The organism is Cupriavidus sp. IDO (assembly GCF_000812465.1).
GTDB lineage: Bacteria > Pseudomonadota > Gammaproteobacteria > Burkholderiales > Burkholderiaceae > Cupriavidus.
Window position 1 is genome coordinate 16987 of the sequence record NZ_JWMA01000192.1, and the last position, 24583, is coordinate 41569.

Sequence of the window (24583 nt, forward strand, 5' to 3'; positions counted from 1 at the left end):
GCGCCGCAGGACGCCCTGCCTTTTCCTTCGCGGACGCACTGCACTTTCCTCACATCATCGATCCGAGACTGGCGTGACGCCCGATCAGTATTGCCAAGAGAAAGTCGCCCAGAGCGGCTCCAGCTTCTATTACAGCTTCCTGTTCCTGCCGGCCGAACGCCGTCGCGCCATCACCGCGCTCTACGCCTGGTGCCGCGAGGTGGACGATGTGGTCGACGACACCCATGACCCCGGCCTGGCCCACCAGCAACTGGACTGGTGGCGCGGCGAGCTGCGCCGCCTGTACGAAGGCGAACCGACCCATCCGGTCACCAGGGCCCTGCAGCCGCACGTGAAGGCCGCCGGCCTGCCCCAGGCCGAAATGGCCGAAGTGCTGGAAGGCATGGAGATGGACCTGACGCAGTCTCGCTACCTCGACGAAGCTGGCCTGAACCGCTACTGCCATTGCGTGGCGGGCGTGGTGGGCACGCTCAGCGCACGGCTGTTCGGCTACACCGACCCGCGCACGCTGGTATTTGCCGAGAAGCTCGGCCAGTCGCTGCAACTGGTCAACATCCTGCGCGACGTGGGCGAGGATGCCCGGCGCGGGCGCATCTACCTGCCGGTGGACACGCTGCAGCGCTTCCAGGTGCCGGCCTCGGAGATTCTCCAGGGCAAGCATTCGGAGCGTTTCGTCGCACTGATGAAGTACCACGCCGACCGCGCGCGCGCCCTCTACCGGGAGGCGCTGGAACTGCTGCCTCGGCAGGATCGCCGCGCGCAGCGCGCCGGGCTGCTGATGGGCGCCATCTACCACGCCCTGCTCGACGAGATCGAGGCCAGCCAGTTCCAGGTGCTGAACCAGCGCATCTCTCTGACGCCGCTGCGCAAGCTGTGGATTGCCTGGAAGACCTGGATGCGGAACGGGTAAAAGAGGAATAAGCGAGCCGGGCTGCGGATACCATGTCACCCTTCCGCTGATTCACCAGACGCCGTATTGCAGCCATGACCCAGAACACCACCTCCTTCGGCCAGGCCATCCTGGACCGCGCCGACCAGCTTGCCCGTTTCTCCGACGCGGAAGCCGGCCTCACCTGCGCCTTCCTGACACCCGCACACCGCGCGGCGCAGGCACAGCTTGCGCAATGGATGGAAGAAGCGGGGATGAGCGTGCGCATCGACGCCATCGGCAATGTCATCGGCCGCTATGCCGCCGATGCCGCCGTGGGCGACAGCGCGCGCGTGCTGATGACCGGCTCGCATTTCGACACCGTGCGCAATGGCGGCCGCTATGACGGGCGCCTCGGCATCCTGCTGCCGATCGCGGTCGTGGGTGCGCTCAACGCGGCCGGCATCCGCCTGCCCTACCACTTCGAGGTCGTCGGCTTTGCCGAGGAAGAAGGCCTGCGCTTCAAGACCAGTTTCCTTGCCAGCAGCGTGCTGGCGGGGCGCTTCGATCCGGCCTTGCTCGACCGGCAGGATGTGGATGGCGTGACGCTGCGCGACGCGCTGGCGGCGTCGGGCCTGCCGGGCGGGGGCGAACTGCCGGCGCTGCAGGCGGCGGCGGTCGATCCGGCCTCCCTGCTGGGATTCGTCGAAGTCCATATCGAACAGGGCCCGGTGCTGCTGCACCACGGGCTGCCGCTGGGCATCGTCACCCAGATTGCCGGCAGCAGCCGCTTCCAGGTGCGGGTGGAAGGCCTGGCCAGCCACGCCGGCACAACACCGATGGGCATGCGCAAGGACGCCGCCGCCGGCGCCGCCGAAATGATCCTGCTGGTGGAGCAGCGCTGCGGCGAAGTGCCCACGCTGGTAGGCACGGTCGGACAGCTGCAGGTGCCGGAGGGATCGAGCAACGTCATTCCCGCGGCATGCATGTTCTCGATGGACATCCGCGCCGGCGAGGACGGCATCCGCGAAGCGGCGATTGCCGACATTGTGGCCGGCATCCAGCGCATCGCCGCACGGCGCGGGCTGACGGCAAAGGTGGAACGCGTGCCGCCCGTCAACAATGCGCCGTGCGCGCGCTGGCTGATGGACCAGTTCGGCGCCGTGCTGAAGAAACGTGGCCTGCAGGTGTTCGAGCTGCCTTCAGGCGCCGGGCACGATGCCATGATGATGCAGCGCGTCACCGATGTGGCGATGCTGTTCGTACGCTGCGGCAACGGCGGCATCAGCCACAACCCGCTGGAAACCATCACCGCCGACGACGCCCGGCAGGCCGCCGAGGTCTTCGTCGACTTCCTGCGCCACTTCCAGCCGCTCCCCGCCATGCGGCGCTGACACCCCACCGCGGTGCGCTTGCAGTCTCACGCCGGATCGTATTGGATGGATGCACAACATCGACGACGACGGAGACAAGCATGCCGGAACGCACCCTGTCGGTCCTGACGCAGGGCCACAGCTTCCTGGAGGGATTGCGCTGGCACGAGGGCCGGCTCTGGCTGTCCGACTTCTATACGCACCGCGTGATGGCGATCTCCGCCAACGGCAACATCGAGGACATCGCCAGCGTGCCGGGCCAGCCATCCGGACTTGGCTGGCTGCCTGACGGGCGACTGCTGATCGCGTCGATGCGCGACCGCAAGCTGCTGCGGTGCGAGCCCGACGGCAGCCTGGCCGAGCATGCCGACCTGTCGGGCGTGGCCGGCGGGCACGTCAACGACATGGTGGTGGATGCACAGGGCCGGGCCTATGTCGGCAATTTCGGCTTCGACCTGATGGGCGGCGCGCCGATGCGCACGGCCAGCCTGGCGCGGGTCGATCCGGACGGAACCGTCACGGTCGTCGCCGAAGGACTCTTTTTTCCCAACGGTTCGGCGATCACGCCGGACGGCAGGACGCTGGTCGTGGGAGAGACGCTGGGCAATCGCATTTCGGCCTTCGACCTGCACGCCGACGGCACGCTCGGTCCCCGGCGCGACTGGGCGCGCTTTGGCGACCAGCCCGGCGCAGCCGATGTGGGTCAGGCGCTGGGCGGCGCGCGCGTGGCGCCAGACGGCTGCGCCCAGGATGCCGAAGGCGCGTTGTGGGTGGCGGATGCGGTTGGCAACCGGGCCATCCGGGTCAGGAAAGGCGGCGAGATCGTGGAAGAAATTGCGTGCGGCACCGGCATCTATGCCGCCGCGCTCGGTGGACCGCGCGGCACGACGCTCTACCTGGCGGCGGCGCCCAGCTTCCATGAAGCCGAGCGCCGCGAAACCCGGGTGGGCCAGATTCTGATGACCGAAGTGGATGTGCCGCACGCTGGCCTGCCCTAGCAGGCGGCAGCCCCGGCGGCCGGGGTCAGCCCCCCTGGTACATTTCGCGGCTGAGGTCGTAGAGGTTCTTGCGCAGCTTGCGGCGCTCGTCCGGCGACAGCCGGGAGCCGCCATTGCCGTGGCCCTCTCGCTCGGCTTCGCGCTGCTCGGCGCGATGGTGTTCGGCGCGGGCTCGGGCCTCGCGCTGGCCGTTGCCGGCGGCGTCGCTGGCCTGGGCCGACGGACGGTCGGAACGCTTGAGGAGATTGGCCATGCCGGCCGACTGGGCCTGCCCCGAAACCGGCGTCACGCATAGCGCCAGCACCACACCGGCGAGCGCAAACCACGCTCCAGGGGCGCGACGCAGGGCCAGCCCGTGCCGGTTACGGTTCACTTTCATTGATAATGGCGGTTTTGGCTTCCGAATTTGCAGTCGCCGGGACTGCCTGAAGCCGAAAAAATCCGGTACCCCGTCCGCGCAGTCGGAAAACCTGACACCATAAATAATCCGGTGTGAAACATGGCTCCGAGTGCGGGAAAGCACGGTGCGCAAAAAACGGAATGCGCAGTGTAAACGCAGGGTTAGTGCACGCTGCCATACCACGGGGTAAAGTATGTAACGTTTTGTTAAGCCATTTTGAGCGAAAGCTTTAGTCGCTAAGATACCGCCATGGAAAATACCAGCCACAAGATTCTCGTCGTGGACGACGACCCGCGTCTCCGCGATCTGCTGCGCCGTTACCTGGGCGAACAAGGTTTTACGGTGCTGGTGGCGGAAAACGCCACCGCCATGAACAAGCTCTGGCTGCGCGAACGTTTCGACCTGCTGGTGCTTGACCTGATGATGCCGGGCGAAGACGGCCTGTCCATCTGCCGCCGGCTGCGCGGCGCCAACGACCAGACCCCGATCATCATGCTCACCGCCAAGGGCGAGGACGTGGACCGCATCGTCGGCCTGGAAATGGGCGCGGACGATTACCTGCCCAAGCCCTTCAATCCGCGCGAGCTGATCGCCCGTATCCACGCGGTGCTGCGCCGCAAGGGCCCGGCCGAAGTGCCCGGCGCCCCGTCGGAAACGCCCGAGACCTTTGCCTTTGGCGACTTCGTGCTGAACCTGGCCACGCGCACGCTGACCAAGAACGACGAGGAAATCACGCTGACCACCGGCGAGTTCTCGGTGCTCAAGGTATTTGCCCGTCATCCGCGCCAGCCGCTGTCGCGCGAAAAGCTGATGGAGATGGCCCGCGGCCGCGAATACGAGGTCTTCGACCGCAGCCTGGACGTGCAGATTTCCCGCCTGCGCAAGCTGATCGAGCCGGATCCGAGCAACCCGCGGTTTATCCAGACCGTCTGGGGCCTCGGCTACGTCTTCATCCCTGATGGCGTGAAATAACCGATTCCGGCCGCTGTTCCCATCGTGGCGACCGTTATCGGCCGTACCGCAACGCGGTTCTTTGGTTCGCTGTTCTGGCGAACCTTCATGCTGATCGCGCTTTTGCTGGCTATCTCCCTGGGCATCTGGTTCCAGAGCTACCGGCTGTTCGAGCGCGCCCCGCGCGCTCAGCAGATCGCAATGCAGGTGGTCAGCGTGGTCAAGCTCACGCGTGCCGCGCTGCTCTATTCCGACCCGGCACGGCGCCGGTTCCTGCTGCTCGACCTGGTGCAGAACGAAGGCATCAAGGTCTATCCGCGCGAGAAGGACGACGACTTCGCCGCCCCCACCGCAAACCCGTTCCTGACGCAGCTGGTGCAGCAGGAAATCCGCGGGCGGCTGGGCGAGGACACCGTGCTGGCCACCACCGTCAACGACATTCCCGGCGTGTGGGTCAGCTTCGAGATCGAGGGCGACGATTACTGGGTGGCGATCAGCCCGGAGCGTTTCGAGCGCGTCTCCGGCATCCAGTGGCTGTGGTGGAGTATCGCCGCGCTGCTGCTGTCGATCATCGGCGCGGCCTTCATCACGGCGCGCGTCAACTACCCGCTCAAGCGGCTGGCCAACGCCGCGCGCGCCATCGGTGCCGGGGGTGATCCGCCGGCGCTGCCGGAGCATGGCGCCAGCGAAGTCGCGCAGGCCAACCACAGCTTCAACCAGATGGTGCGCGATCTGCGCCAGCTCGACGACGACCGCGTGGTGATGCTGGCCGGCATCTCGCACGACCTGCGCACGCCGCTCACACGGCTGCGGCTCGAGACCGAGATGTCGCCGGTCGACACCACCACGCGCGAAGCGATGATCACGGACATCGAGCAGATGGACGCCATCATCGGCCAGTTCCTGAACTACGCGCGGCCGGCCCTCGAAACGGTGGAACCGGTCGACCTCTCTGCCCTGGTGCACGACGCCGTGGGCGTCTACGCCGCGCACGACGACGTTCGCGTCCACGTGCGCGCGACCGCGCCGGTGATGGCGATCGCCAACCGCATGGAAATCCAACGCATTCTCGACAACCTGATCGAGAATGCGCGGCGCTACGCCAAGGACGACGAGTCCGGCATGGCCGAAGTCGAGATCACCACGAAGCTCGACGACAAAGAAGCCGTGCTGACCGTCGCCGACCACGGCCAGGGCGTGCCGGAAGCCCAGCTCTCGCTGCTGACGCGCCCGTTCTACCGGCTCGACAGCGCGCGCAGCGAGGCCAAGGGCGCGGGCCTTGGCATGTCGATTGTCAATCGCATCCTGCAGCGCAATGGCGGCCGCCTGGTGCTGTCCAACCGCATGCCGCCGGCCACTGGCCTGGTGGTCAGCGCGTGCTTCCGGCGCGCCTGATTCGCCACGATGTGCGCCAAACGGCGCGCATGCCTTCCCGTCCCCCGGCATTGACAGGTTTTCGACAGCTTCTGATAGGAATCTGAAAGGTATTTGACAGGGCAATGACAGCGTCGCGGCGCACACTGGCGCCGGTCAGCAGGGACGATGCGAACGCATCTCCAGCCAAGGCGCCGCCTGCTGGCTCCCCCACGCCTGGCTGACCCTCACCGAACAATCATGCGGCCGGAACGCACCGGCGGCGCCTGAGAGACAGCCATGTCAAATACTCCCCAATCCCAACACGGGTTCCGGACGGTGTTCCGCGTCGTCAGCGGCAACTTCCTGGAAATGTACGACTTCATGGTGTACGGCTTCTACGCCGCCGCCATTGCGAAGACCTTCTTTCCGAGCGGCGACGAGTTCGCCTCGCTGATGCTGTCGCTGGCCACGTTCGGCGCAGGCTTCCTGATGCGTCCGCTCGGCGCCATCATCCTCGGCGCCTACATCGACCACCACGGCCGCCGCAAGGGCCTGATCCTGACGCTGGTGCTGATGGCGCTGGGCACGCTGCTGATCGCCTGCGTGCCGGGCTATGCCTCGATCGGCGTGGCGGCGCCGCTGCTGGTACTGGCAGGGCGCTTATTGCAGGGCTTTTCAGCCGGCGTCGAACTGGGCGGGGTCTCGGTCTATCTCGCGGAAATCGCCAAGCCCGGCCGCAAGGGCTTCTACGTGAGCTGGCAGTCCGCCAGCCAGCAGGTTGCCGTGATCTTTGCCGGGTTGCTCGGCGTGATCCTGCATGCCACGCTGGCGCCGCAGCAGATGGACGAATGGGGCTGGCGCGTACCGTTCCTGATCGGCTGCCTGATCGTGCCGTTCCTGTTCCTGATCCGCCGCTCGCTGGAAGAGACCGAGGAATTCAAGACACGCAAGAATCGCCCGAGCATTGCCGAGATCTACCGTTCCATGGCGGAAAACTGGCGCATCATCGTGGCCGGCTGCATGATGGTCGTGATGACGACGGTGTCGTTCTACATGATCACCGCCTACACGCCAACCTTCGGCAAGACCGTGCTCAAGCTGGACGATGTCGACAACCTTATCGTCACGATGTGCGTCGGCCTGTCCAACTTTATCTGGCTGCCGCTGATGGGCGCACTCTCCGACCGCGTGGGCCGCAAGCCGCTGCTGGTGATCTTCACCGTGGCCACGCTGTTGACTGCGTATCCGGCCGTGTCGTGGCTGGTAGCCGAGCCTTCGTTCTCGCGCCTGCTGATGGTGGAACTGTGGCTGTCCTTCCTGTACGGCAGCTATAACGGCGCGATGGTGGTGACGCTGACCGAAGTGATGCCGCCGGCAGTGCGCACGGCAGGCTTCTCGCTGGCCTACAGCCTGGCCACCGCGCTGTTCGGCGGATTCACGCCGGCGATCTCGACCTACCTGATCCACAGCACGGGCAACAAGGCTGCCCCGGGCCTGTGGCTGATGTTCGCCGCCGTGTGCGGCCTGGTCGCCACCCTGATCATCTTCCGCACCGCACGCCGCAGCGAGGCCGCACTGCGCGCCGCTTGAAATCCGGTGCATCCGGCGCCATGTACGAAAAGGCGTCGTACATGGCGGACTTTGTGTTCCGCAACAAGGCTGTCATGACGTGCCGTCACGCTCCCTATCGGGCTGTTTGAGATTTTCAATTAGCCGCGGGGCGTGGTGATAACGCATAATCACGTTTTGTCGCGGTGCGTCAGAGCTTTCCTGCCTCAATAGGCACATGGCGCGCATGGCGCATTCGCGTGTCTCTCTTCAACCGTATCAGGAGATGTCTATGAAGACCGTTGGTGACAAGATCGAAGCCTTCCACGTCGTCGGTGTCAAGCCGGGTTTCAACAACCATGAAGAAAACGGCCAGTCGGCTTTCGAAGACATCACCGAAAAGTCGTTCGAAGGCAAGTGGAAGATCATTTACTTCTACCCGAAGGACTTCACCTTCGTGTGCCCGACCGAAATCGTGGCCTTCGCCAAGCTGAACGGCCAGTTCGCCGAACGCGACGCGATCGTGCTGGGCGGCTCGACCGACAATGAATTCGTGAAGCTGGCATGGCGCCGTGAGCACAAGGACCTGAACAAGCTGGACCAGTGGCAATTCGCCGACGTGACCGGTTCGCTGATCGACCAGCTGGGCGTGCGTGATCACGCTGCCGGCGTTGCCCTGCGTGCCACCTTCGTCGTTGACCCGCACAATGTGATCCAGCACGTCTCCGTGAACAACCTGAACGTCGGCCGTAACCCGGACGAAGTGCTGCGTATCCTGGACGGTCTGCAAACGGACGAACTGTGCCCGTGCAACCGTGCTGTTGGCGGCGCTACGCTGTAATTGCTGCAACGTTGCCGGCATAGTGGCAACTTCGCGGAGGGCTCGGCCCTCCGCTTCAAAACCCGCGTGAGCGGGTTTTTTGAGCCCTGATCGATAGGAGAATTGAATGGAATTCCTTAGCACGATTAAGAACCTCATTCCCGACTACGCCAAGGACATCCGCCTGAATGTCGACGGCACCATCGCCCGCTCCTCGCTCGAGGGCAACGATGCGGTTGGCGTGGCACTGGCCGCTGCATTCGCGGCCCAGAGCAAGGTCCTGGTGGACGCAATTCGCAACGCCGGCGTGCTGTCGCCCGAGGAAACCAACGGCGCCCTGACTGCCGCCGCGCTGATGGGCATGAACAATGTCTGGTATCCGTACATCGAGATGGCCGGCGACCCCGACCTGGCCAGCCAGCCGGCCGGCCTGCGCATGAACGCGTACGCGACGCACGGCGGCGTGGACAAGCGCCGCTTCGAGATGTACGCGCTGGCCGCATCCATTATCGGAAAGTGCCATTTCTGCGTGAAATCGCACTATGAGCTGCTGAAGAACGAGCAAGGCATGACCTCGCAGCAGTTGCGCGACGTGGGCCGCATCGCCGCCGTGATCGCGGCGGCCGCCAACGTAATCGCCGCCCAGTAAGCCGGCCAGCGGCGGGCCCGTAGCACAACAGCGGGGAGGTTCCTAGCAGGATCCTCCCCGCTGTTCTTATGGCGCAACCCGCGCAAAGGTCAACTGCAATTGTGTATCGATCGGCCTACAATCGAGCCAGGACATGCACTTTTCATACGCCATGAGCATCCTGCCTTCACCGACTTCTCCCCGTTTTCACTACCGCCTGGCTGCGGTCCACGACTGGGGCGATATCGCCGCCGTTACGCAGCAGGCCTACGGGCAATACGAGCTCGAGATCATGGAAGACTGTCGCGCCTCCTTCCAGCGCGGCATGCAGGCAGTGCTGGCTACCAGCCATCCCGACATGGAATGGTGGGTGGCCGAGACGGAACACGGCATCAGCGGCGCGGTGCTCTTCTGCCACCCGGGCGCCACGCTTCCGGCGCTGGACGGCAGCACCATTACGCTGACCCAGCCCGAAGCCCGCCTGCTCTCTGTCAGCCCGCAGGCACGCGGCCTGGGGCTCGGGCATACGCTGATGCAGATCTGTATCCAGCGCGCGCGCGACATCGGTTCGCCAACGCTGCTGGTGCGCACCATGCCGGAAATGGCATCCGCCAACCGGCTGTGCCAGCAGATGGGATTCGCCAAACGCACCGAGGCCGGCGCACGCACCGGCGCCATGGCGCGCCTGATCGACTACACGTACGCGATCACGCCCGAGAACGCCACGCCCTCGCCGATTCCGGCCAAGGCCTGAGGCGCCGCACAGGCTCAGTCCTGCGCGCCGCTTACGGTGCCGCGCCAGATCAGCACGGCCGCCTGGGCCACGATGCCCTCCTGGCGCCCTTCGAACCCGAGCTTCTCGTTTGTCTTGGCCTTGACGTTGCAACGCACGGCGGGCAAGCCCAGGTCTTCCGCAAGATTGGCAACCATGCCCGCGATATGCGGCGCCAGGCGCGGCGCCTGTGCGATCACCGAAGCGTCGACGTTGCCGATCTCGTAGCCCGCCTCGCGCACGCGGCGGGCCGCCTCGCGCAGCAGCATGCGGCTGTCGGCGCCGGCGAAATCCGGGTCGGTATCCGGGAAGTGACGGCCGATGTCGCCCAGTCCGGCGGCGCCGAACAGCGCGTCGGTGACGGCGTGCAGCAGGGCATCGGCGTCCGAATGGCCCAGCAGGCCGCGGTCGTGCGGGATCTCGACGCCGCCCAGGATCAGCTTGCGGCCGGGAACCAGGGCGTGGACGTCGTAACCTTGCCCTACGCGGATATCAAACGGGATCATCGATTACGCTCCTTTTTGAGCCAGCAGGACTTCGGCCAACGCGAAGTCCTCCGGATACGTCACCTTGAAATTGCGCAGCGAGCCGTTGACCAGGCGCGGATGCAGGCCGAGCCGCTCGATGGCGCTGGCCTCGTCGGTCACGACCGCGCCCGCGGCCATGGCGTCCTGCAGCGCCTGGCGCAATACGCCCACGCGGAACATCTGGGGCGTCTGGGCCTGCCACAGGCCTTCGCGCGAAACCGTGGTGCCAATACGCGTGCGTGCATCGGCACGCTTGAGCGTGTCAGGCACGGGCACGGCGAGGATGCCGCCGATCGCCGCGTCGGGATCGTTGTCACCGTCGCTCTCCACGGCGCGCACGAGGGTGTGGATCATGGCCGGCGTCAGCCCGGGACGCGCCGCATCGTGCACCAGCACCCAGTCGCGGTCGGTCGCGCCCAGCTGCGCGAGGTGATGCAGGCCCGCCAGCACCGAGGCGTGGCGGGTATCGCCGCCGACAAACGCCGTGTCGAAGCGCAGCCCCGCAAAGGCTGCCGCGCCAAAGCGCGATTCCAGCGGCATGTCGTCGGGTGCGAGCACCAGCGCGGTGGCGCTGATGGCATCGCAGGCGGAAAACGCGGCCAGCGCGTACCAGATCATCGGCCGTCCGGCGACGGTCTGGTACTGCTTGGGCACGGCGCCGCCGGCGCGGCTGCCGGTGCCGGCGCAGGGGATCAGGGCAAAACGGCGATCGGGCACGGAATCGGTATGGAATATGTGGGCCACCGGCCGGGACGGCCAGCGGGGCAACCGGTGCGCATTCTATAATACGGCCCTTGTTCGTCGCCATGCCGCCGCGCTCCGGTGTGTGGCAGGCGACGCGTGCGGCCGCAGTTCCCGGGCCGCAAGATCAGACCCCCGCCCGCAATGCCGGCGGGGTGTCGTCGTTGATAACGCTTGCCGCCCCCGATGCCAGACGCCTCGCCTTCCTTCTCCTTCGCCAACCTGCCGCTGATCAGGCCGGGTCTGCGCCATCACGTGGCCGGGCTGCGCGGCTCGGCCGACGCGCTGACGCTGGCGGCCTATGCCCGCCAGCACCGCAAGAGCGCGCCGATGCTGGCCGTGGTGTGCGCCAATGCCGTCGACGCCCAGCGCCTGGCGGACGAGATCCCGTGGTTTGCGCCGGAGCTGCGCGTGCGGCTGCTGCCCGACTGGGAAACCCTGCCGTACGACAGCTTCTCGCCGCACCAGGACCTGGTCTCGGAGCGGCTCGCGACGCTGCACGACATCCAGGGCGGCCAGTGCGACGTGATGCTGGTGCCGGCCTCCACTGCGCTCTACCGGCTGGCCCCGCCCTCTTTCCTGGCGGCCTATACGTTCTTCTTCAAGCAGGGCGAGCGCCTGGACGAAGCCGCGCTCAAGGCGCAGTTCACGCTGGCCGGCTACGAGCATGTCAGCGCGGTGATGCGTCCGGGCGAGTACAGCGTGCGCGGCGGCCTGATCGACCTGTTCCCGATGGGCTCGGCGCTGCCGTACCGGATCGACCTGTTCGGCGACGAGATCGAGACCATCCGCGCCTTCGACCCCGACAGCCAGCGCAGCCTCTATCCGGTCAAGGAAGTGCGCTTGCTGCCGGGTCGCGAGTTTCCGCTCGACGAAACCGCACGCACCGCCTTTCGCGGCCGCTGGCGCGAGGTGTTCGAAGGCGACCCGAGCAAGTCGCCGATCTACAAGGACATCGGCAACGGCGTGCCGTCTGCCGGCATCGAGTACTACCTGCCGCTGTTCTTCGAAAGCAGCGCCACGGTCTTCGACTACCTGCCGGCCGACACGCAACTGGCCTTCGCCGGCGATGTCGACGAAGCGATCCGCCGCTTCTGGGCGGATACGATGCAGCGCTACAACTTCATGCGGCACGACCGCGAGCGCCCGTTGCTGCCGCCAGCCGACCTGTTCCTGTCCGAGGAGCAGTTCTTCGTCGCCGCCAAGCCGCTGTCGCGCCTTGTCCTGCAGGCTGAAGACAGCGCCGGGCAGGAATCGTTCTCCGCCTTGCTGCCCGATGTCTCGGTCAACCGCCGCGCCGAAGATCCGCTGGTCAACCTGGAAGCCCTGCTGCTGCGCAAGACCACGCGCGTGCTGATGTGCGCCGACTCCGCCGGCCGCCGCGAGACGCTGCTGCAGCTCTTTGCCGAAAGCGGCCTGCGCCCGCAGCCAGTGGATGACTTTGCCGCCTTCCTGGCCGGCGACTCGCATTTCTCGATCGCCGTCGCACCGCTGCACAGCGGCTTCATGCTGCCGCAGGCGCAACTGGTCTTTGTCACCGAGGCCGAGCTGTACGCCGGCACCGCGCGCCGCGCCGGGCGCCGCAAGCAGGAACAGGCCACGGCCGTCGATTCGATGGTGCGCGACCTGGCCGAACTGAAGATCGGCGATCCCGTAGTGCACAGCGAGCACGGCATCGGCCGCTACCAGGGCCTGGTGACCATGGACCTGGGCCAGGGCGACGAAGAGTTCCTGCACCTGGACTACGACAAGGGCAGCAAGCTGTACGTGCCGGTGCACCAGTTGCACGTGATCTCGCGCTATTCGGGCGCCGATCCCGAGACCGCACCGCTGCACCACCTCGGCTCCGGCCAGTGGGACAAAGCCAAGCGCAAGGCTGCGCAGCAGATCCGCGATACTGCCGCCGAGCTGCTTAACCTGTACGCGCGCCGCGCCGCGCGCGAAGGCTTTGCCTTCCCGCTCTCGCCCAAGGACTACGAGACCTTCGCCGAGAGCTTCGGCTTCGAGGAAACACCCGATCAGGCCGCCGCCATCGCCGCCGTGATCGCCGACATGACCTCCGGCAAGCCAATGGACCGCCTGGTCTGCGGCGATGTGGGCTTCGGCAAGACCGAGGTGGCGCTGCGCGCCGCCTTCGTCGCGGTGCTGGGCGGCAAGCAGGTCGCCATGCTGGCGCCGACCACGCTGCTGGCCGAGCAGCACTTCCAGACGCTGTCCGATCGCTTCGCCGAATGGCCGGTGCGCATCGTCGAACTGTCGCGCTTCAAGACAAAAAAGGAAATCGACGCCGCCATCAAGCAGATCAACGAGGGCACCGTCGATATCGTGATCGGCACCCACAAGCTGCTGTCTGACGACGTCAGGTTCCAGCGCCTGGGCCTGGTGATCATCGACGAAGAGCACCGCTTTGGCGTGCGCCAGAAGGAAGCGCTGAAGACGCTGCGCGCGGAGGTGGACGTGCTGACGCTCACTGCCACGCCGATCCCGCGTACGCTGGGCATGGCACTGGAAGGCCTGCGCGACTTCTCCGTGATCGCCACGGCGCCGCAGAAGCGGCTGGCGATCAAGACCTTCGTGCGGCGCGAGGAAGACGGCGTGATCCGCGAGGCCATCCTGCGTGAACTCAAGCGCGGGGGCCAGGTGTACTTCCTGCACAACGAAGTCGAGACCATCGAGAACAAGCGCGCCCGGCTGGCCGAACTCGTGCCCGAAGCGCGCATCGCGGTGGCCCACGGGCAGATGCATGAGCGCGAGCTGGAGCGCGTGATGCGCGACTTCGTCGCACGGCGCGACAACATCCTGCTGTGCACGACCATCATCGAGACCGGCATCGACGTGCCGACTGCCAACACCATCCTGATCCACCGCTCCGACAAGTTCGGCCTGGCGCAGCTGCACCAGCTGCGCGGGCGGGTCGGGCGCTCGCACCACCAGGCCTATGCCTACCTGCTGGTTCACGACGTGGAGGGCCTGACCAAGCTGGCACAGCGCCGGCTGGAAGCGATCCAGCAGATGGAGGAACTGGGTTCCGGCTTCTACCTGGCCATGCATGACCTGGAAATCCGCGGCGCGGGTGAAGTGCTCGGCGACAAGCAGTCGGGCGAGATCCACGAGATCGGCTTCCAGCTCTATACCGACATGCTCAACGCCGCCGTCAAGGCGCTCAAGGCCGGCAAGGAGCCCGACCTGATGGCGCCGCTGGCGGCCACCACCGAGATCAACCTCGGCACCCCCGCATTGCTGCCCAATGACTACTGCGCCGACGTGCACGAGCGCCTGTCGCTCTACAAGCGGCTGGCCAACTGCGAAACGGCGGAGCGCGTGGACGATATCCAGGAAGAGCTGATCGACCGCTTCGGACGCATGCCGCCACAGGCACAGGCGCTGGTGGAAACGCACCGGCTGCGCATCGCCGCCGCGCCACTGGGCGTGCGCAAGATCGATGCTGGCGAAGCTGCCATCAGCGTGCAGTTCGTGCCCAATCCGCCGGTGGATGCGATGCGCATCATCGACCTGGTGCAGAAGAACCGCCATATCAAGCTGGCCGGACAGGACAAGCTGCGCATCGAGGCCAAGATGCCCGACGTGGCGGTGCGGGCGCAGACGATCAAGCACACCTTGCGGCAGCTTGCGTGAACCTGGGGAAATGCCGTGCGTAGACCTCGCTCCGTGCACGGTGTAGCATCAGGTCCTTAACAAGTTAGCCAAAGCGCCCCCATGCCCGCCGATACTCAACACCAGTCCGCCACTGACAATGCCGCCCCGCGCGGCAGCGCGCTCGAATGGACCCAGCGCCTGGTGTCGTACGACACCACCAGCCGCCACTCCAACCTGGGCCTGATCGAAGCCGTGCGCGATCATTTCCTGGCCAAGGGGTTGCGGCCGCATCTGAGCTACAACCTGCAGGGCGACAAGGCGAACCTGTTCGTGACGGTGCCCGCGGCTGATGGCAGCACCAATGGCGGCATCGTGCTGTCGGGGCATACCGACGTGGTGCCGGTGGACGGCCAGAACTGGACCACCGATCCGTTCAAGCCCGTGATCCGCGACGGCAAGCTCTATGGCCGCGGCACCTGCGACATGAAGGGCTTCATCGGCACCAGCCTGGCGCTGCTGCCGACCATCCTGCAAGCGAAGCTGCGCGAGCCGGTGCACTATGCACTGTCCTTCGACGAGGAAATCGGCTGCATGGGCGCGCCCTACCTGCTCGCTGAATTGCGCGACCGCGGCGTGCAGCCCGGCGGCTGCATCGTCGGCGAACCGACCAGCATGCGCGTGATCGTGGCGCACAAGGGCATCAATGCCTACCGCTGCTGCGTCAGGGGCCAGGCCGCGCACTCGTCGCTGACGCCGCGCGGCGTCAATGCCATCGAGTACGCCGCCCGCCTGATCTGCTTCATCCGCGACATCGCCGACGAGTTCAAGGCCAACGGCCCGTACGACCAGGCCTTCGACGTGCCCTACACCACCGCGCAGACCGGCACCATCCAGGGCGGCATTGCGCTGAACACCATCCCCGCGCTGTGCGAGTTCGTGTTCGAGTTCCGCAACCTGCCGGGCGTCGATCCCGAAGCCATCTACGCGCGCATCCAGGCCTATGCCAACGACGTGCTGCTGCCCAAGATGCGCGCCGAACATGCCGACGCGGATCTCGCCATCAGCAAGATCGCCGCGGCGCCGTCGCTCGACGTAGCCGAGCAGGAAGCCATCACGCAGCTGGTGCGCGCCCTGACCGCCGACCGCGAGACCAACAAGGTCGCCTACGGCACCGAAGCCGGCCTGTTCCAGCGCGCGGGCATTCCCGCCGTGGTCTGCGGCCCCGGCGACATCCAGCAGGCGCACAAGCCTGATGAGTTTGTTGCGCTGGATCAGCTGGCTGCGTGCGAGGCGTTCCTGCACAAGGTGGTCGACAGCCTGCGCGTAGCAGCCTGACGGGTAGGGGTGGCTTTGTTGTCCGCACTTCGTCGATACGCCCGCCCTCACCCCAACCCTCACCCGCAAGCGGGAGAGGGAGCACCCCGTCAGAGCCTGACAGCACCGTAGCAATCCCATCCCGCTTGTGTGCTCCCCTCTCCCGCATGTGGGGAGGGGCGGGGGTGAGGGCAGGCGCGTGCAGCACTGCATGCGCCGCACTTGCCAAGAAGCCAACCACCTTGCCAGCATCAAACCAACAATAACGAAGGAGATCCTGCATGGCTGTTTGTCACACCGCATCCCGCCCCACGGCCCGATTTGCCATTGCCAGCCTGGCACTCGCCGCCGGCCTGATGTGCAACACTGTGCAGGCACAGGCCACGGCGGCACCGGCCGACGCCGACGCGCTGCACGCGCAGATCGAGACCCGCGCCAAGGCCGTCGAAGCGCAACTGATCGCGTGGCGGCGCGACATCCACCAGCACCCCGAACTCGGCAACTACGAAACACGCACCGCGAAGCTGGTCGCCGACCACCTGCGCAAGCTCGGCATGGAGGTGAAGACAGGCGTGGCCAAGACCGGCGTGGTCGGCGTGCTCAAGGGCGGCAAACCCGGCCCGGTGGTGGCGCTGCGTGCCGACATGGACGCGCTGCCGGTCAAGGAGCGCGTGGACGTACCGTTCGCCTCGAAGGCCAAGGGCCAGTACCTGGGCAAGGAGGTGGACGTGATGCACGCATGCGGCCATGACACGCACGTGGCGATCCTGATGGCGACCGCCGACGTGCTGGCCGGCATGAAAGACCAGCTGCCCGGCACGGTGAAATTCATCTTCCAGCCGGCCGAGGAAAGCCCGGCGGATTTCGAACCCAACGGCTCCAATATGTGGGGTGCCAAGCAGATGGTTGCCGAAGGCGTGCTGGATAACCCGAAGGTCGACGCGATCTTCGGCCTGCACGTGAGCAGTGGCATCGAATCGGGCAAGCTGGGCTGGCGCAGCGGGCCGTCGATGGCCGCTGCCGACCAGTTCTGGATCGACGTGAAGGGCCGCCAGACACACGGCGCGCGGCCGTGGGGCGGCATCGACCCGATCGTGGTGGCATCGCAGATCGTGATGGGCCTGCAGACCATCCAGAGCCGCCAGGTCAATGCCATGCTGGAGCCGTCGGTCATCACCGTGGGCACCATCCACGGCGGCAACCGCATGAACATCGTCCCGGAAAAGGTCGAGATGATGGGCACGGTGCGCACCTATGACGAAGGCATGAAGAAGGACATCCATGCCCGGATGAAGCGCACCACCGAAGCCATTGCCACCAGCGCGGGAGCCGAGGCCACCTTCAAGGTGGTGGAACTCTACAACGCCACCGTCAACCAGCCGGCGCTGACCGAAAAAATGGCACCCACGCTCAGGCGCGTGGCCGGCGACGGCAACTGGCTGATCACGCCGAAGGCCACGGCTTCGGAGGACTTCTCGTTCTACCAGGAGAAGGTGCCGGGCCTGTTCTTCAACCTTGGCGTGACGCCCAAGGGCCAGGATGTGACCAAGGCGCCCTCCAACCACTCGCCCGAGTTCTATGTGGACGAACCGGCGCTGGTCAACGGCGTGCGGGCCTTGTCGAACCTGACGGTAGACTACATGACGATGGCGCAGCGCTAAGCGCCTCGCTGCGCGCGGGCCGGCGCGGCTACAATAGCGGTTTTTCCGCCTTGCAGCCGTGCCTTGCCGTCTGTCGGCAACTGCCCGCGCGCCGCGCCCGATTCCGTTCCGTCATGCCCCTGATCCTCCAGAGCACCGCCCCGCTGTCCGCCGCCGACCTCGCAACTGTCCGAACCCTTGCCAGGGCATCGGAACTGACCTTGCGCAGCAATACCGTGGCCGCCGCCGAGGAATGTGCAGCGCTGACGCCGGCCCTGCGCGACGCGCTGGACGATTTCTGCGGCCCGCGCGCGATCGACTGGGCCGTGGTGCCCGCCGGGCGCAGGCTGTCGGACTTCCGCCTGGTCGCGATGGACATGGATTCCACGCTGATCACCATCGAGTGCATCGACGAGATTGCGGACTTCTGCGGGCTCAAGGCCGAAGTCTCGGCCATCACCGAAGCCGCCATGCGCGGCGAGATCACCGATTTCAACGAAAGCCTGCGCCGCCGCGTCGCCCTGCTCAAGGGCCTGGACGCGAGCGTGCTGGACCGCGTCTACGACGAGCGCCTGCGCCTGTCGCCAGGCGCCGAGCGCATGCTGCAGGCCGTGCAGGCGCTCGGCCTGCGCACGCTGCTGGTATCCGGCGGCTTCGTCCACTTCACCGAAAAGCTCAAGGCACGCCTGAAGCTCGACGTGACGCGCGCCAACACGCTGGAGATCGTCGACGGCAAGCTGACCGGCAACGTCGTGGGTGAAATCGTCAACGCCGACGTGAAGGCGCGCACCGTGCAGGAAGTGTGCGCGCAGATCGGTGCCGCGCCGGCACAGGCGATCGTGATGGGCGATGGTTCCAATGACCTGAAGATGATGGCCGTCGCCGGGCTGTCGGTGGCGTTCCGCGCCAAGCCTGTGGTCCGTGCGCAGGCGAGCGTGGCGTTCAATCACGTCGGGCTCGACGGATTGCTGCAGCTGTTCCCCCACTGACCGCGGGCGCGGCACCACGCACCGTGCACGCGAGCGTAACGGCGAACGTCTGAGTCTGGTTGTCGCTGGAGAAATAAGAACGGACGCCGCGGCGTCCGTTTTCCCTTGCGCCTTCCGGCCGCTAGGCCTTGAGCTGCGACTCCATCGCCCCCCGCAGATCGGCGATCAGGTCGCGCGTATCCTCCAGGCCGATATACAGCCGCACCAGCTCGCCGGCATTCTGCCAACCCGCCGGCGGCCAGCTGCCGGCCGGACGCATGGTCTGCACGTGATATGGCACCGCCAGGCTGTGCGCCCCGCCCCACGACCAGCCGATGGCGAACAGCCGCAACGCTTCGACGAAGGCATCCACCTGCTGCCGCGAATACTTCGCATGGAGGATGATGGCGAACAGGCCGCTGGCGCCGCTGAAGTCGCGCCGCCACTGCGCGTGCCCCGGGCAGTCCGGCAGCGCCGGATGCAGGACGCGCACCACTTCCGGCCGCTGGTGCAGCCATTCGGCAACTTCACGCGCGGCGCGGTCGTGCGCCGCCAGCCGGACCGGCAGGCTCGGCAATGCGCGCAGCACCAGGTAGCAGTCATCGGCCGACACGCCCCAGCCCATCAGCATGCGGGTGCGCTTCAGGCGGTCATGCAGCGCGTCATCCCGCGTGAGCGTGGCGCCCATCAGCACGTCGCTGCCGCCCGACTGGTACTTGGTCAGTGCCTGGACAGAGATATCGATGCCCTTGTCGAAGGGACGGAAGTACACGCCGGCCGACCACGTGTTGTCGATGGCCGTCAGCACGCCGCGCGCTTTTGCTGCGGCAACGATGGCCTCGGTATCCGGCACTTCCATCGTTACCGATCCTGGCGATTCCATCCAGATCAGGCGCGTATTGGGACGGATCAGCGACGCAATGCCTGCGCCGATCATCGGATCGTAGTAACGCACCGTCACGCCGAAATCGCGCGCCAGCCATTCGCCGTGATCGCGATTGGGACCGTAGACGTTGTCCGGCACCAGCACGTCGTCGCCACTCTTCAGCAGCGCAAAGTACACCAGCGAGATCGCCGCCAGGCCGGAGGGCAGCAGCAAGGTGTGGCGGCCGCCTTCGAGCAAGGCCAGGTGCTGGCACAGCGCCTCGCTGGTCGGCGTGGCGTGCAGGCCGTAGCGCCAGTATGTGGTGGCGCCATCGCCCTGCGCGCGCAGTTCGGCGAGATTGCGGAAGACTACGGTCGAGCCACGATGCGTGGCCGGTGAAAACGAACCAAAGCCTGGCGCGATATCCAGCTCGGGCTGAACCGCGACGGTCTGCAGGTAATGGGCGGAAGGGTTGGACGCTGGCTTGTCGGATGTCGAATCGGACACGGCGGATTCCTTGGCTGGCTGGTGCGCGGGCTCGCGGCATGCGCCCTTGTGGGAGCACATGCGGGACCGTGCAAGAAGACTCGATGAGCCTTTCAGCTTACCAGCAAATGGCGGCCGCGCCACCAGCCAGGTGCCTTACCAGCCCTTGATCGATGACTTCGGCGGAGGCGGCGCGTAGGTAACGCCGCTGTCGGGCCGCATATCGAACGGAGGAATCACCAGTTCGCCAAGCGGCCGGATGAAGAACGGCAAGATGATGGCCGGGTTGAAGGCGTCGGTCCAGGTCCCGCGCACGGCGCCGCTGGCATCGATGGTGCCTTCCCAGTTGCCGGATACGCGCGTGCCGTCGTCGGACTCTTCCATCAGGAAGGCGCCGTTCTCGTATTCGCCGGCCAGCAGGCGAACGCCGGGCCCGCGCCCGGTCGAGTATTCGCCGCGCACGCTGTCGCGCTCATCCGGCTTGGGGCCGATGCGCAGCCGCACGGGCTGGTCGCCCACCTTGCCGACATAGACCGGCAAGGTGGCATATTCGGGACGCGGCGCCAGCGCCCTGGGCGCCGCGCCGGTCGAGAGCGATGATCCCCGCCTGGCCTCACCGTCAAGGATGGCTTGGTTGATGCCCAGGCCTTCCGCTTCGGCGGTCGCACCGGCAGCCACCGGCCCGGTCGACAGTTCGGTGGCCCCGGCCGCCAGCGCCGGCGTAGCGCCCGCGAAGGCAAGCGCGACAGCCAGTCCGATGGCCGGAAAGGTTTTTTGCAGCGGGGTCAGGCTCAAGGACAACCTCAGATGCGTTCGAAGATCGCCGCAATGCCCTGGCCGCCGCCGATGCACATCGTCACCAGCGCATAGCGGCCTTGCACGCGTTGCAGCTCATACACCGCCTTGACCGTGATCAGCGCGCCGGTGGCGCCGATCGGATGGCCGAGCGAGATGCCGGAGCCGTTCGGATTGACCTTGGCCGGATCCAGGCCAAGCGCCTTGGTCACCGCGCAGGCCTGCGCCGCAAAGGCTTCGTTGGCTTCGATCACGTCGAGGTCGGACACCTTCAGGCCCGCGCGTTCGAGCGCAATCTTCGTGGCCGGCACCGGGCCGATGCCCATGGTCTTCGGATCGACGCCGGCGTGGCCATACGACACCAGCCGGGCCAGCGGCTTCAGGCCACGGCGCTCGGCTTCGGCGCGCTCCATCAGCACGACCGCGGCGGCGGCGTCGTTCAGGCCCGAGGCATTGCCGGCGGTGACGGTGCCGTTTTCCTTGACGAAGACCGGCCTGAGCTTGGTCATGTCGTCGATGGTGGCGTCATGGCGCACATGCTCGTCGGTATCGAACGTGACGTCGCCCTTGCGGCCCTTGCTGACCACCGGGACGATCTGGTCCTTGAAGTAACCGGCCTTGATGGCAGCCGACGCGCGACGGTGCGATTCCAGCGCGGCCTCGTCCTGCTGGCTGCGCGAGATGTCGTATTCCTTCGCCACGTTTTCGGCGGTCACGCCCATGTGGATGCGATGGAACGGATCGTGCAGCGCACCCAGCATCATGTCGACCATGGTGGCGTCGCCCATGCGCGCGCCCCAGCGGGCGGCCGGCGCCAGGTACGGCGCGCGGCTCATGCTTTCCGCGCCGCCGCCGATGGCTACATCGGTATCGCCCAGCAGGATGTTCTGCGCAGCGCTGATGATGGCCTGCAGGCCCGAACCGCACAGGCGGTTGACGGTCAGCGCGGGCGCGTTGGTCGAAACACCGCCATTCACGGCGGCGACGCGGCCCAGGTACATGTCGCGCGGCTCGGTCTGGATGACATTGCCGAACACTACGTGCCCGACGTCGTCGCCCGATACCTGCGCGCGTGCCAGCGCTTCGCGGACCACCAGGGCGCCCAGGTCGGACGGGGCCACATCCTTCAGGCTCCCGCCGAAGGTACCAATTGCGGTGCGAACGCCGCTGACAACTACTACTTCACGCGTCATGATTGTCTCCATCAAGGTTATGTTGCACCGCACAGTATAGCGGCACACCCGGGAAAACGAACGACCGTACTTTTACCTAAATGCCGGACGACCGCCAGGCGTCGATGCCGGCTTGCGCAATCAGAGCTCGCCCCACAGGTCGTGCCCGTCTGCCCCGGTGATCTTCACCTGCACAAAATCGCCTGCGCGATAGCGCTGCGACGGCTTCGACGGCGGCGCGATATAGACCAGGCCGTCAATCTCGGGCGCATCGGCGGACGAACGGCCGACGCCGCCATCCTGGTTCACCTCGTCCACCAGCACGCGCAGCGTCTGGCCGACCTTGCGCCGCAAGCGGCGCGCCGAAACTTCCTCGGCCACCTCCATGAAGCGGGCGCGGCGCTCCTCGCGAACTTCGTCGGGCAGCGCGCCGGGCAGGTCATTGGCAGTGGCGCCCTCGACCGGCGAATAGGCGAAGCAGCCCACGCGGTCTAGCTCGGCTTCCGCGATGAAATCGAGCAGCGTCTGGAACTCTTCTTCCGTTTCACCGGGGAACCCGGCGATAAAGGTGCTGCGAATGGTCAGCTCGGGGCAGATCTCGCGCCAGGCGCGGATGCGGTCCATCGTCTTCTCTGCATTGGCCGGGCGCTTCATGCGCCTGAGCACGTCCGGGTGGGCGTGCTGCAGCGGCACGTCCAGATACGGCAGCACATGGCCCTGCGACATCAGCGGGATGATCTCGTCCACGTGCGGATACGGGTAGACGTAGTGCAGTCGCACCCAGGCGCCATACTGGCTGGCCAGCTCGCCCAGCGCCGCCACCAGCTCGGTCATGCGGGTCTTGAGCGGACGGCCGTTCCAGAATCCGGTGCGGTACTTCACGTCCACGCCGTAGGCGCTGGTGTCCTGCGAGATCACCAGCAGTTCCTTGACGCCCGATTTGAACAGGTTCTCGGCCTCCAGCATGACTTCCGCCACGGGGCGCGATACAAGGTCGCCGCGCATCGACGGGATGATGCAGAACGAGCAGCGGTGATTGCAGCCCTCGGAAATCTTCAGGTAGGCATAGTGCTTGGGCGTCAGCTTGATACCGGCCGGCGGCACCAGGTCGGTGAACGGGTCGTGCGGCTTGGGCAGGTGGGTGTGCACCGCCTGCATCACTTCGCCCAGCGCATGCGGGCCCGTGACCGCGAGCACCTTCGGATGCACGGACGACACGATGTCCTGGCCGGCGGCATCCTTCTTGGCGCCCAGGCAACCGGTCACGATGACCTTGCCGTTCTCGGTCAGCGCCTCGCCGATGGCGTCCAGGCTCTCCTGCACGGCCTCGTCGATAAAGCCGCAGGTATTGACCACGACCAGGTCGGCGCCGTCGTAGGTGCCGCTGATGGCGTAGCCCTCTGCACGCAGCTGGGTGATGATCTGCTCGGAGTCGACCAGGGCCTTGGGACAGCCCAGGCTGACAAAGCCTACCTTGGGCGCGGAACCGCTGTTAATCGTTGATTCTGAAGGGTTTTTCACGGGCACTTCCAGATGTGGGGCGGGCGAGGCGGGACATGGCCGCCCCACGCTACAAAGCCAATTCGACATTTTAACCGCTGCTCAAAGTTTCCCGGTGCCTGACTCCATACTGCCGTGGGAAACCCTTCGGGGTCAGATATGCGGGAACTGCCGGGTTAATCACATGAGAGTGCGGCCGGCGTCCGAGAACGAGTCATGCTCGCAACGGTGGCGTCGCTGGCATACCCGTCAGCGCGCTCTCGATCACGCCTTGGATTTCAAGCGAATCATGCAGGCGCCGGATGGCTGCATGCAACTCCGCGGCCTGCGGCCAGGTCCGCTTCAGATAGCTGAGCCACAACTTGACCCGCCCGTGCTCATGCTGGCTTGAGATACGGCCCTGCAGCTTCTTCAGGTAGTCGAGGATATGACCGAGCACGCCCGGCCATTCCGCGGCGGATGGCGACTTGTCCATCATTCCGCGTATTCGCAAGGCCAGGAAAGGATCTGACACCGCGCCCCGTCCGATCATCACATCCGCACAGCCGCTGACAGCCCGGCACCGCTCCCAGTCGTCGACCGACCAGACGTCGCCATTGGCAATGACAGGCACGTCCACGGCATCATCGATACGCGCGATCCACTCCCAGTGTGCCGGAGGCCGGTAGCCGTGATCACGTGTCCTGGCATGCACGACGATAGAGGCCGCCCCGCCTTCCGCCAGCGCCGTGGCGCAGTCGATTGCCAGCGAGGTGTCGGAGACGCCGAGGCGCATTTTTGCCGTGACGGCGATATTGACCGGCACCGCGGCGCGAACCGACGAAACGATCCGGTTCAGCGCGTCAGGCGTAGCCAGAAGCATCGCCCCGCCGCCGTGCCGGTTGACGACCTTGGCGGGACAACCGAAGTTCAGGTCGATGCCATGCGGCGACAGCGTGGCTGCGTAGGCAGCGTTCCGCGCCATCCATTCGGGATCGCTCCCAAGCAACTGGATCACCATCGGGGTGCCCACAGGGGTATGGCCTCCGTGATGGATTTCGGGTGTATCCCTTTCGTAGACACGCGCGGGAAGCAAAGAGCCCGTCACCCTGACGAACTCGGACACACAGCCGTCGTATCCGCCCGTGGCAGTCAATACGTCGCGCAAGGTGTAGTCCGCAAGCCCTTCCATGGGCGCAAGAAGCAGCCGGCTCATGCGAAAGCCGGCGCTGAAGCGTGGCCCCTAGGCTGGCAAATGTCCTGGATTTTGGAGGGCATTGGGATT

Annotated in this window: 21 protein-coding genes; 13 read left to right on the top strand and 8 right to left on the bottom strand. The window is 66.2% G+C overall.

Annotated features, from left to right (window positions below; translation table 11 throughout):
• Nucleotides 1-73 precede the first annotated feature (73 nt).
• The 3 genes from hpnD (at nucleotide 74) to RM96_RS34100 (ending at nucleotide 3239) form a co-directional block, all read left to right on the top strand.
• The gene (gene hpnD, locus RM96_RS34090) at nucleotides 74-910 is read left to right on the top strand and encodes a presqualene diphosphate synthase HpnD (RefSeq protein ID WP_039016175.1); all 837 of its coding nucleotides are present in this window, start codon (nucleotides 74-76) and stop codon (nucleotides 908-910) included.
• 74 nt (nucleotides 911-984) lie between these two features.
• Nucleotides 985-2262, top strand: a complete 1278-nt coding sequence (locus RM96_RS34095; RefSeq protein ID WP_039016176.1) for a Zn-dependent hydrolase — start codon at nucleotides 985-987, stop codon at nucleotides 2260-2262.
• Nucleotides 2263-2342: 80 nt separating this feature from the next.
• Nucleotides 2343-3239, top strand: a complete 897-nt coding sequence (locus RM96_RS34100; protein ID WP_039016177.1) for an SMP-30/gluconolactonase/LRE family protein — start codon at nucleotides 2343-2345, stop codon at nucleotides 3237-3239.
• 25 nt (nucleotides 3240-3264) lie between these two features.
• Here the strand turns inward: RM96_RS34100 and RM96_RS34105 are convergent, their stop codons facing one another.
• Entirely contained in the window at nucleotides 3265-3618 is a 354-nt protein-coding gene (locus tag RM96_RS34105; RefSeq protein WP_039016178.1) for a hypothetical protein, read from the bottom strand.
• A gap of 270 nt (nucleotides 3619-3888) precedes the next feature.
• Between RM96_RS34105 and ompR the strand changes: the two genes are divergently transcribed.
• The 6 genes from ompR (at nucleotide 3889) to RM96_RS34135 (ending at nucleotide 9696) form a co-directional block, all read left to right on the top strand.
• Nucleotides 3889-4611, top strand: a complete 723-nt coding sequence (gene ompR / locus RM96_RS34110) for an osmolarity response regulator transcription factor OmpR (protein ID WP_010810107.1) — start codon at nucleotides 3889-3891, stop codon at nucleotides 4609-4611.
• Nucleotides 4612-4635: 24 nt separating this feature from the next.
• Entirely contained in the window at nucleotides 4636-5985 is a 1350-nt protein-coding gene (locus tag RM96_RS34115; RefSeq protein ID WP_039016179.1) for an ATP-binding protein, read from the top strand.
• Between the two features lie 258 nt (nucleotides 5986-6243).
• Nucleotides 6244-7536: an MFS transporter gene (locus tag RM96_RS34120; protein ID WP_039016180.1), complete on the top strand. Its 1293-nt coding sequence runs from the start codon at nucleotides 6244-6246 to the stop codon at nucleotides 7534-7536.
• 250 nt (nucleotides 7537-7786) lie between these two features.
• Entirely contained in the window at nucleotides 7787-8335 is a 549-nt protein-coding gene (locus tag RM96_RS34125; RefSeq protein WP_039016181.1) for a peroxiredoxin, read from the top strand.
• Nucleotides 8336-8441: 106 nt separating this feature from the next.
• On the top strand, nucleotides 8442-8963 hold the full coding sequence (locus RM96_RS34130) for a carboxymuconolactone decarboxylase family protein (protein WP_039016182.1): 522 nt from the start codon (nucleotides 8442-8444) through the stop codon (nucleotides 8961-8963).
• Between the two features lie 151 nt (nucleotides 8964-9114).
• The gene (locus RM96_RS34135; RefSeq protein ID WP_039016205.1) at nucleotides 9115-9696 is read left to right on the top strand and encodes a GNAT family N-acetyltransferase; all 582 of its coding nucleotides are present in this window, start codon (nucleotides 9115-9117) and stop codon (nucleotides 9694-9696) included.
• Between the two features lie 14 nt (nucleotides 9697-9710).
• Here the strand turns inward: RM96_RS34135 and ispF are convergent, their stop codons facing one another.
• A complete protein-coding gene (gene ispF, locus RM96_RS34140; RefSeq protein ID WP_039016183.1) occupies nucleotides 9711-10220 on the bottom strand; it encodes a 2-C-methyl-D-erythritol 2,4-cyclodiphosphate synthase in 510 nt (169 codons plus the stop codon).
• Nucleotides 10221-10223: 3 nt separating this feature from the next.
• A complete protein-coding gene (gene ispD, locus RM96_RS34145; RefSeq protein WP_039016206.1) occupies nucleotides 10224-10958 on the bottom strand; it encodes a 2-C-methyl-D-erythritol 4-phosphate cytidylyltransferase in 735 nt (244 codons plus the stop codon).
• A gap of 210 nt (nucleotides 10959-11168) precedes the next feature.
• Between ispD and mfd the strand changes: the two genes are divergently transcribed.
• The 4 genes from mfd to serB all read left to right on the top strand — a co-directional run bounded on the left by mfd (nucleotide 11169) and on the right by serB (nucleotide 18522).
• Complete coding sequence (gene mfd, locus RM96_RS34150; RefSeq protein ID WP_039016184.1) at nucleotides 11169-14618, top strand: transcription-repair coupling factor; 3450 nt, start codon at nucleotides 11169-11171, stop codon at nucleotides 14616-14618.
• 81 nt (nucleotides 14619-14699) lie between these two features.
• Nucleotides 14700-15914: an acetylornithine deacetylase gene (argE, locus tag RM96_RS34155; protein ID WP_039016185.1), complete on the top strand. Its 1215-nt coding sequence runs from the start codon at nucleotides 14700-14702 to the stop codon at nucleotides 15912-15914.
• A 260-nt stretch (nucleotides 15915-16174) separates the two neighbouring features.
• A complete protein-coding gene (locus tag RM96_RS34160) occupies nucleotides 16175-17554 on the top strand; it encodes an amidohydrolase (protein WP_039016186.1) in 1380 nt (459 codons plus the stop codon).
• 113 nt (nucleotides 17555-17667) lie between these two features.
• Nucleotides 17668-18522: a phosphoserine phosphatase SerB gene (gene serB, locus RM96_RS34165; RefSeq protein ID WP_039016187.1), complete on the top strand. Its 855-nt coding sequence runs from the start codon at nucleotides 17668-17670 to the stop codon at nucleotides 18520-18522.
• A 121-nt stretch (nucleotides 18523-18643) separates the two neighbouring features.
• Here the strand turns inward: serB and RM96_RS34170 are convergent, their stop codons facing one another.
• The 5 genes from RM96_RS34170 to RM96_RS34190 all read right to left on the bottom strand — a co-directional run bounded on the left by RM96_RS34170 (nucleotide 18644) and on the right by RM96_RS34190 (nucleotide 24514).
• Nucleotides 18644-19873: a cystathionine beta-lyase gene (locus RM96_RS34170; RefSeq protein WP_039016207.1), complete on the bottom strand. Its 1230-nt coding sequence runs from the start codon at nucleotides 19871-19873 to the stop codon at nucleotides 18644-18646.
• Between the two features lie 135 nt (nucleotides 19874-20008).
• Complete coding sequence (locus RM96_RS34175; protein WP_082016837.1) at nucleotides 20009-20647, bottom strand: hypothetical protein; 639 nt, start codon at nucleotides 20645-20647, stop codon at nucleotides 20009-20011.
• An 8-nt stretch (nucleotides 20648-20655) separates the two neighbouring features.
• Complete coding sequence (gene bktB, locus RM96_RS34180) at nucleotides 20656-21840, bottom strand: beta-ketothiolase BktB (RefSeq protein ID WP_039016188.1); 1185 nt, start codon at nucleotides 21838-21840, stop codon at nucleotides 20656-20658.
• Between the two features lie 120 nt (nucleotides 21841-21960).
• Nucleotides 21961-23340, bottom strand: coding sequence for a 30S ribosomal protein S12 methylthiotransferase RimO (rimO, locus tag RM96_RS34185; RefSeq protein WP_052279908.1), 1380 nt, complete (start codon nucleotides 23338-23340; stop codon nucleotides 21961-21963).
• Nucleotides 23341-23533: 193 nt separating this feature from the next.
• Nucleotides 23534-24514, bottom strand: coding sequence for a tRNA dihydrouridine synthase (locus tag RM96_RS34190; protein ID WP_039016189.1), 981 nt, complete (start codon nucleotides 24512-24514; stop codon nucleotides 23534-23536).
• Between the last annotated feature and the right edge of the window lie 69 nt (nucleotides 24515-24583).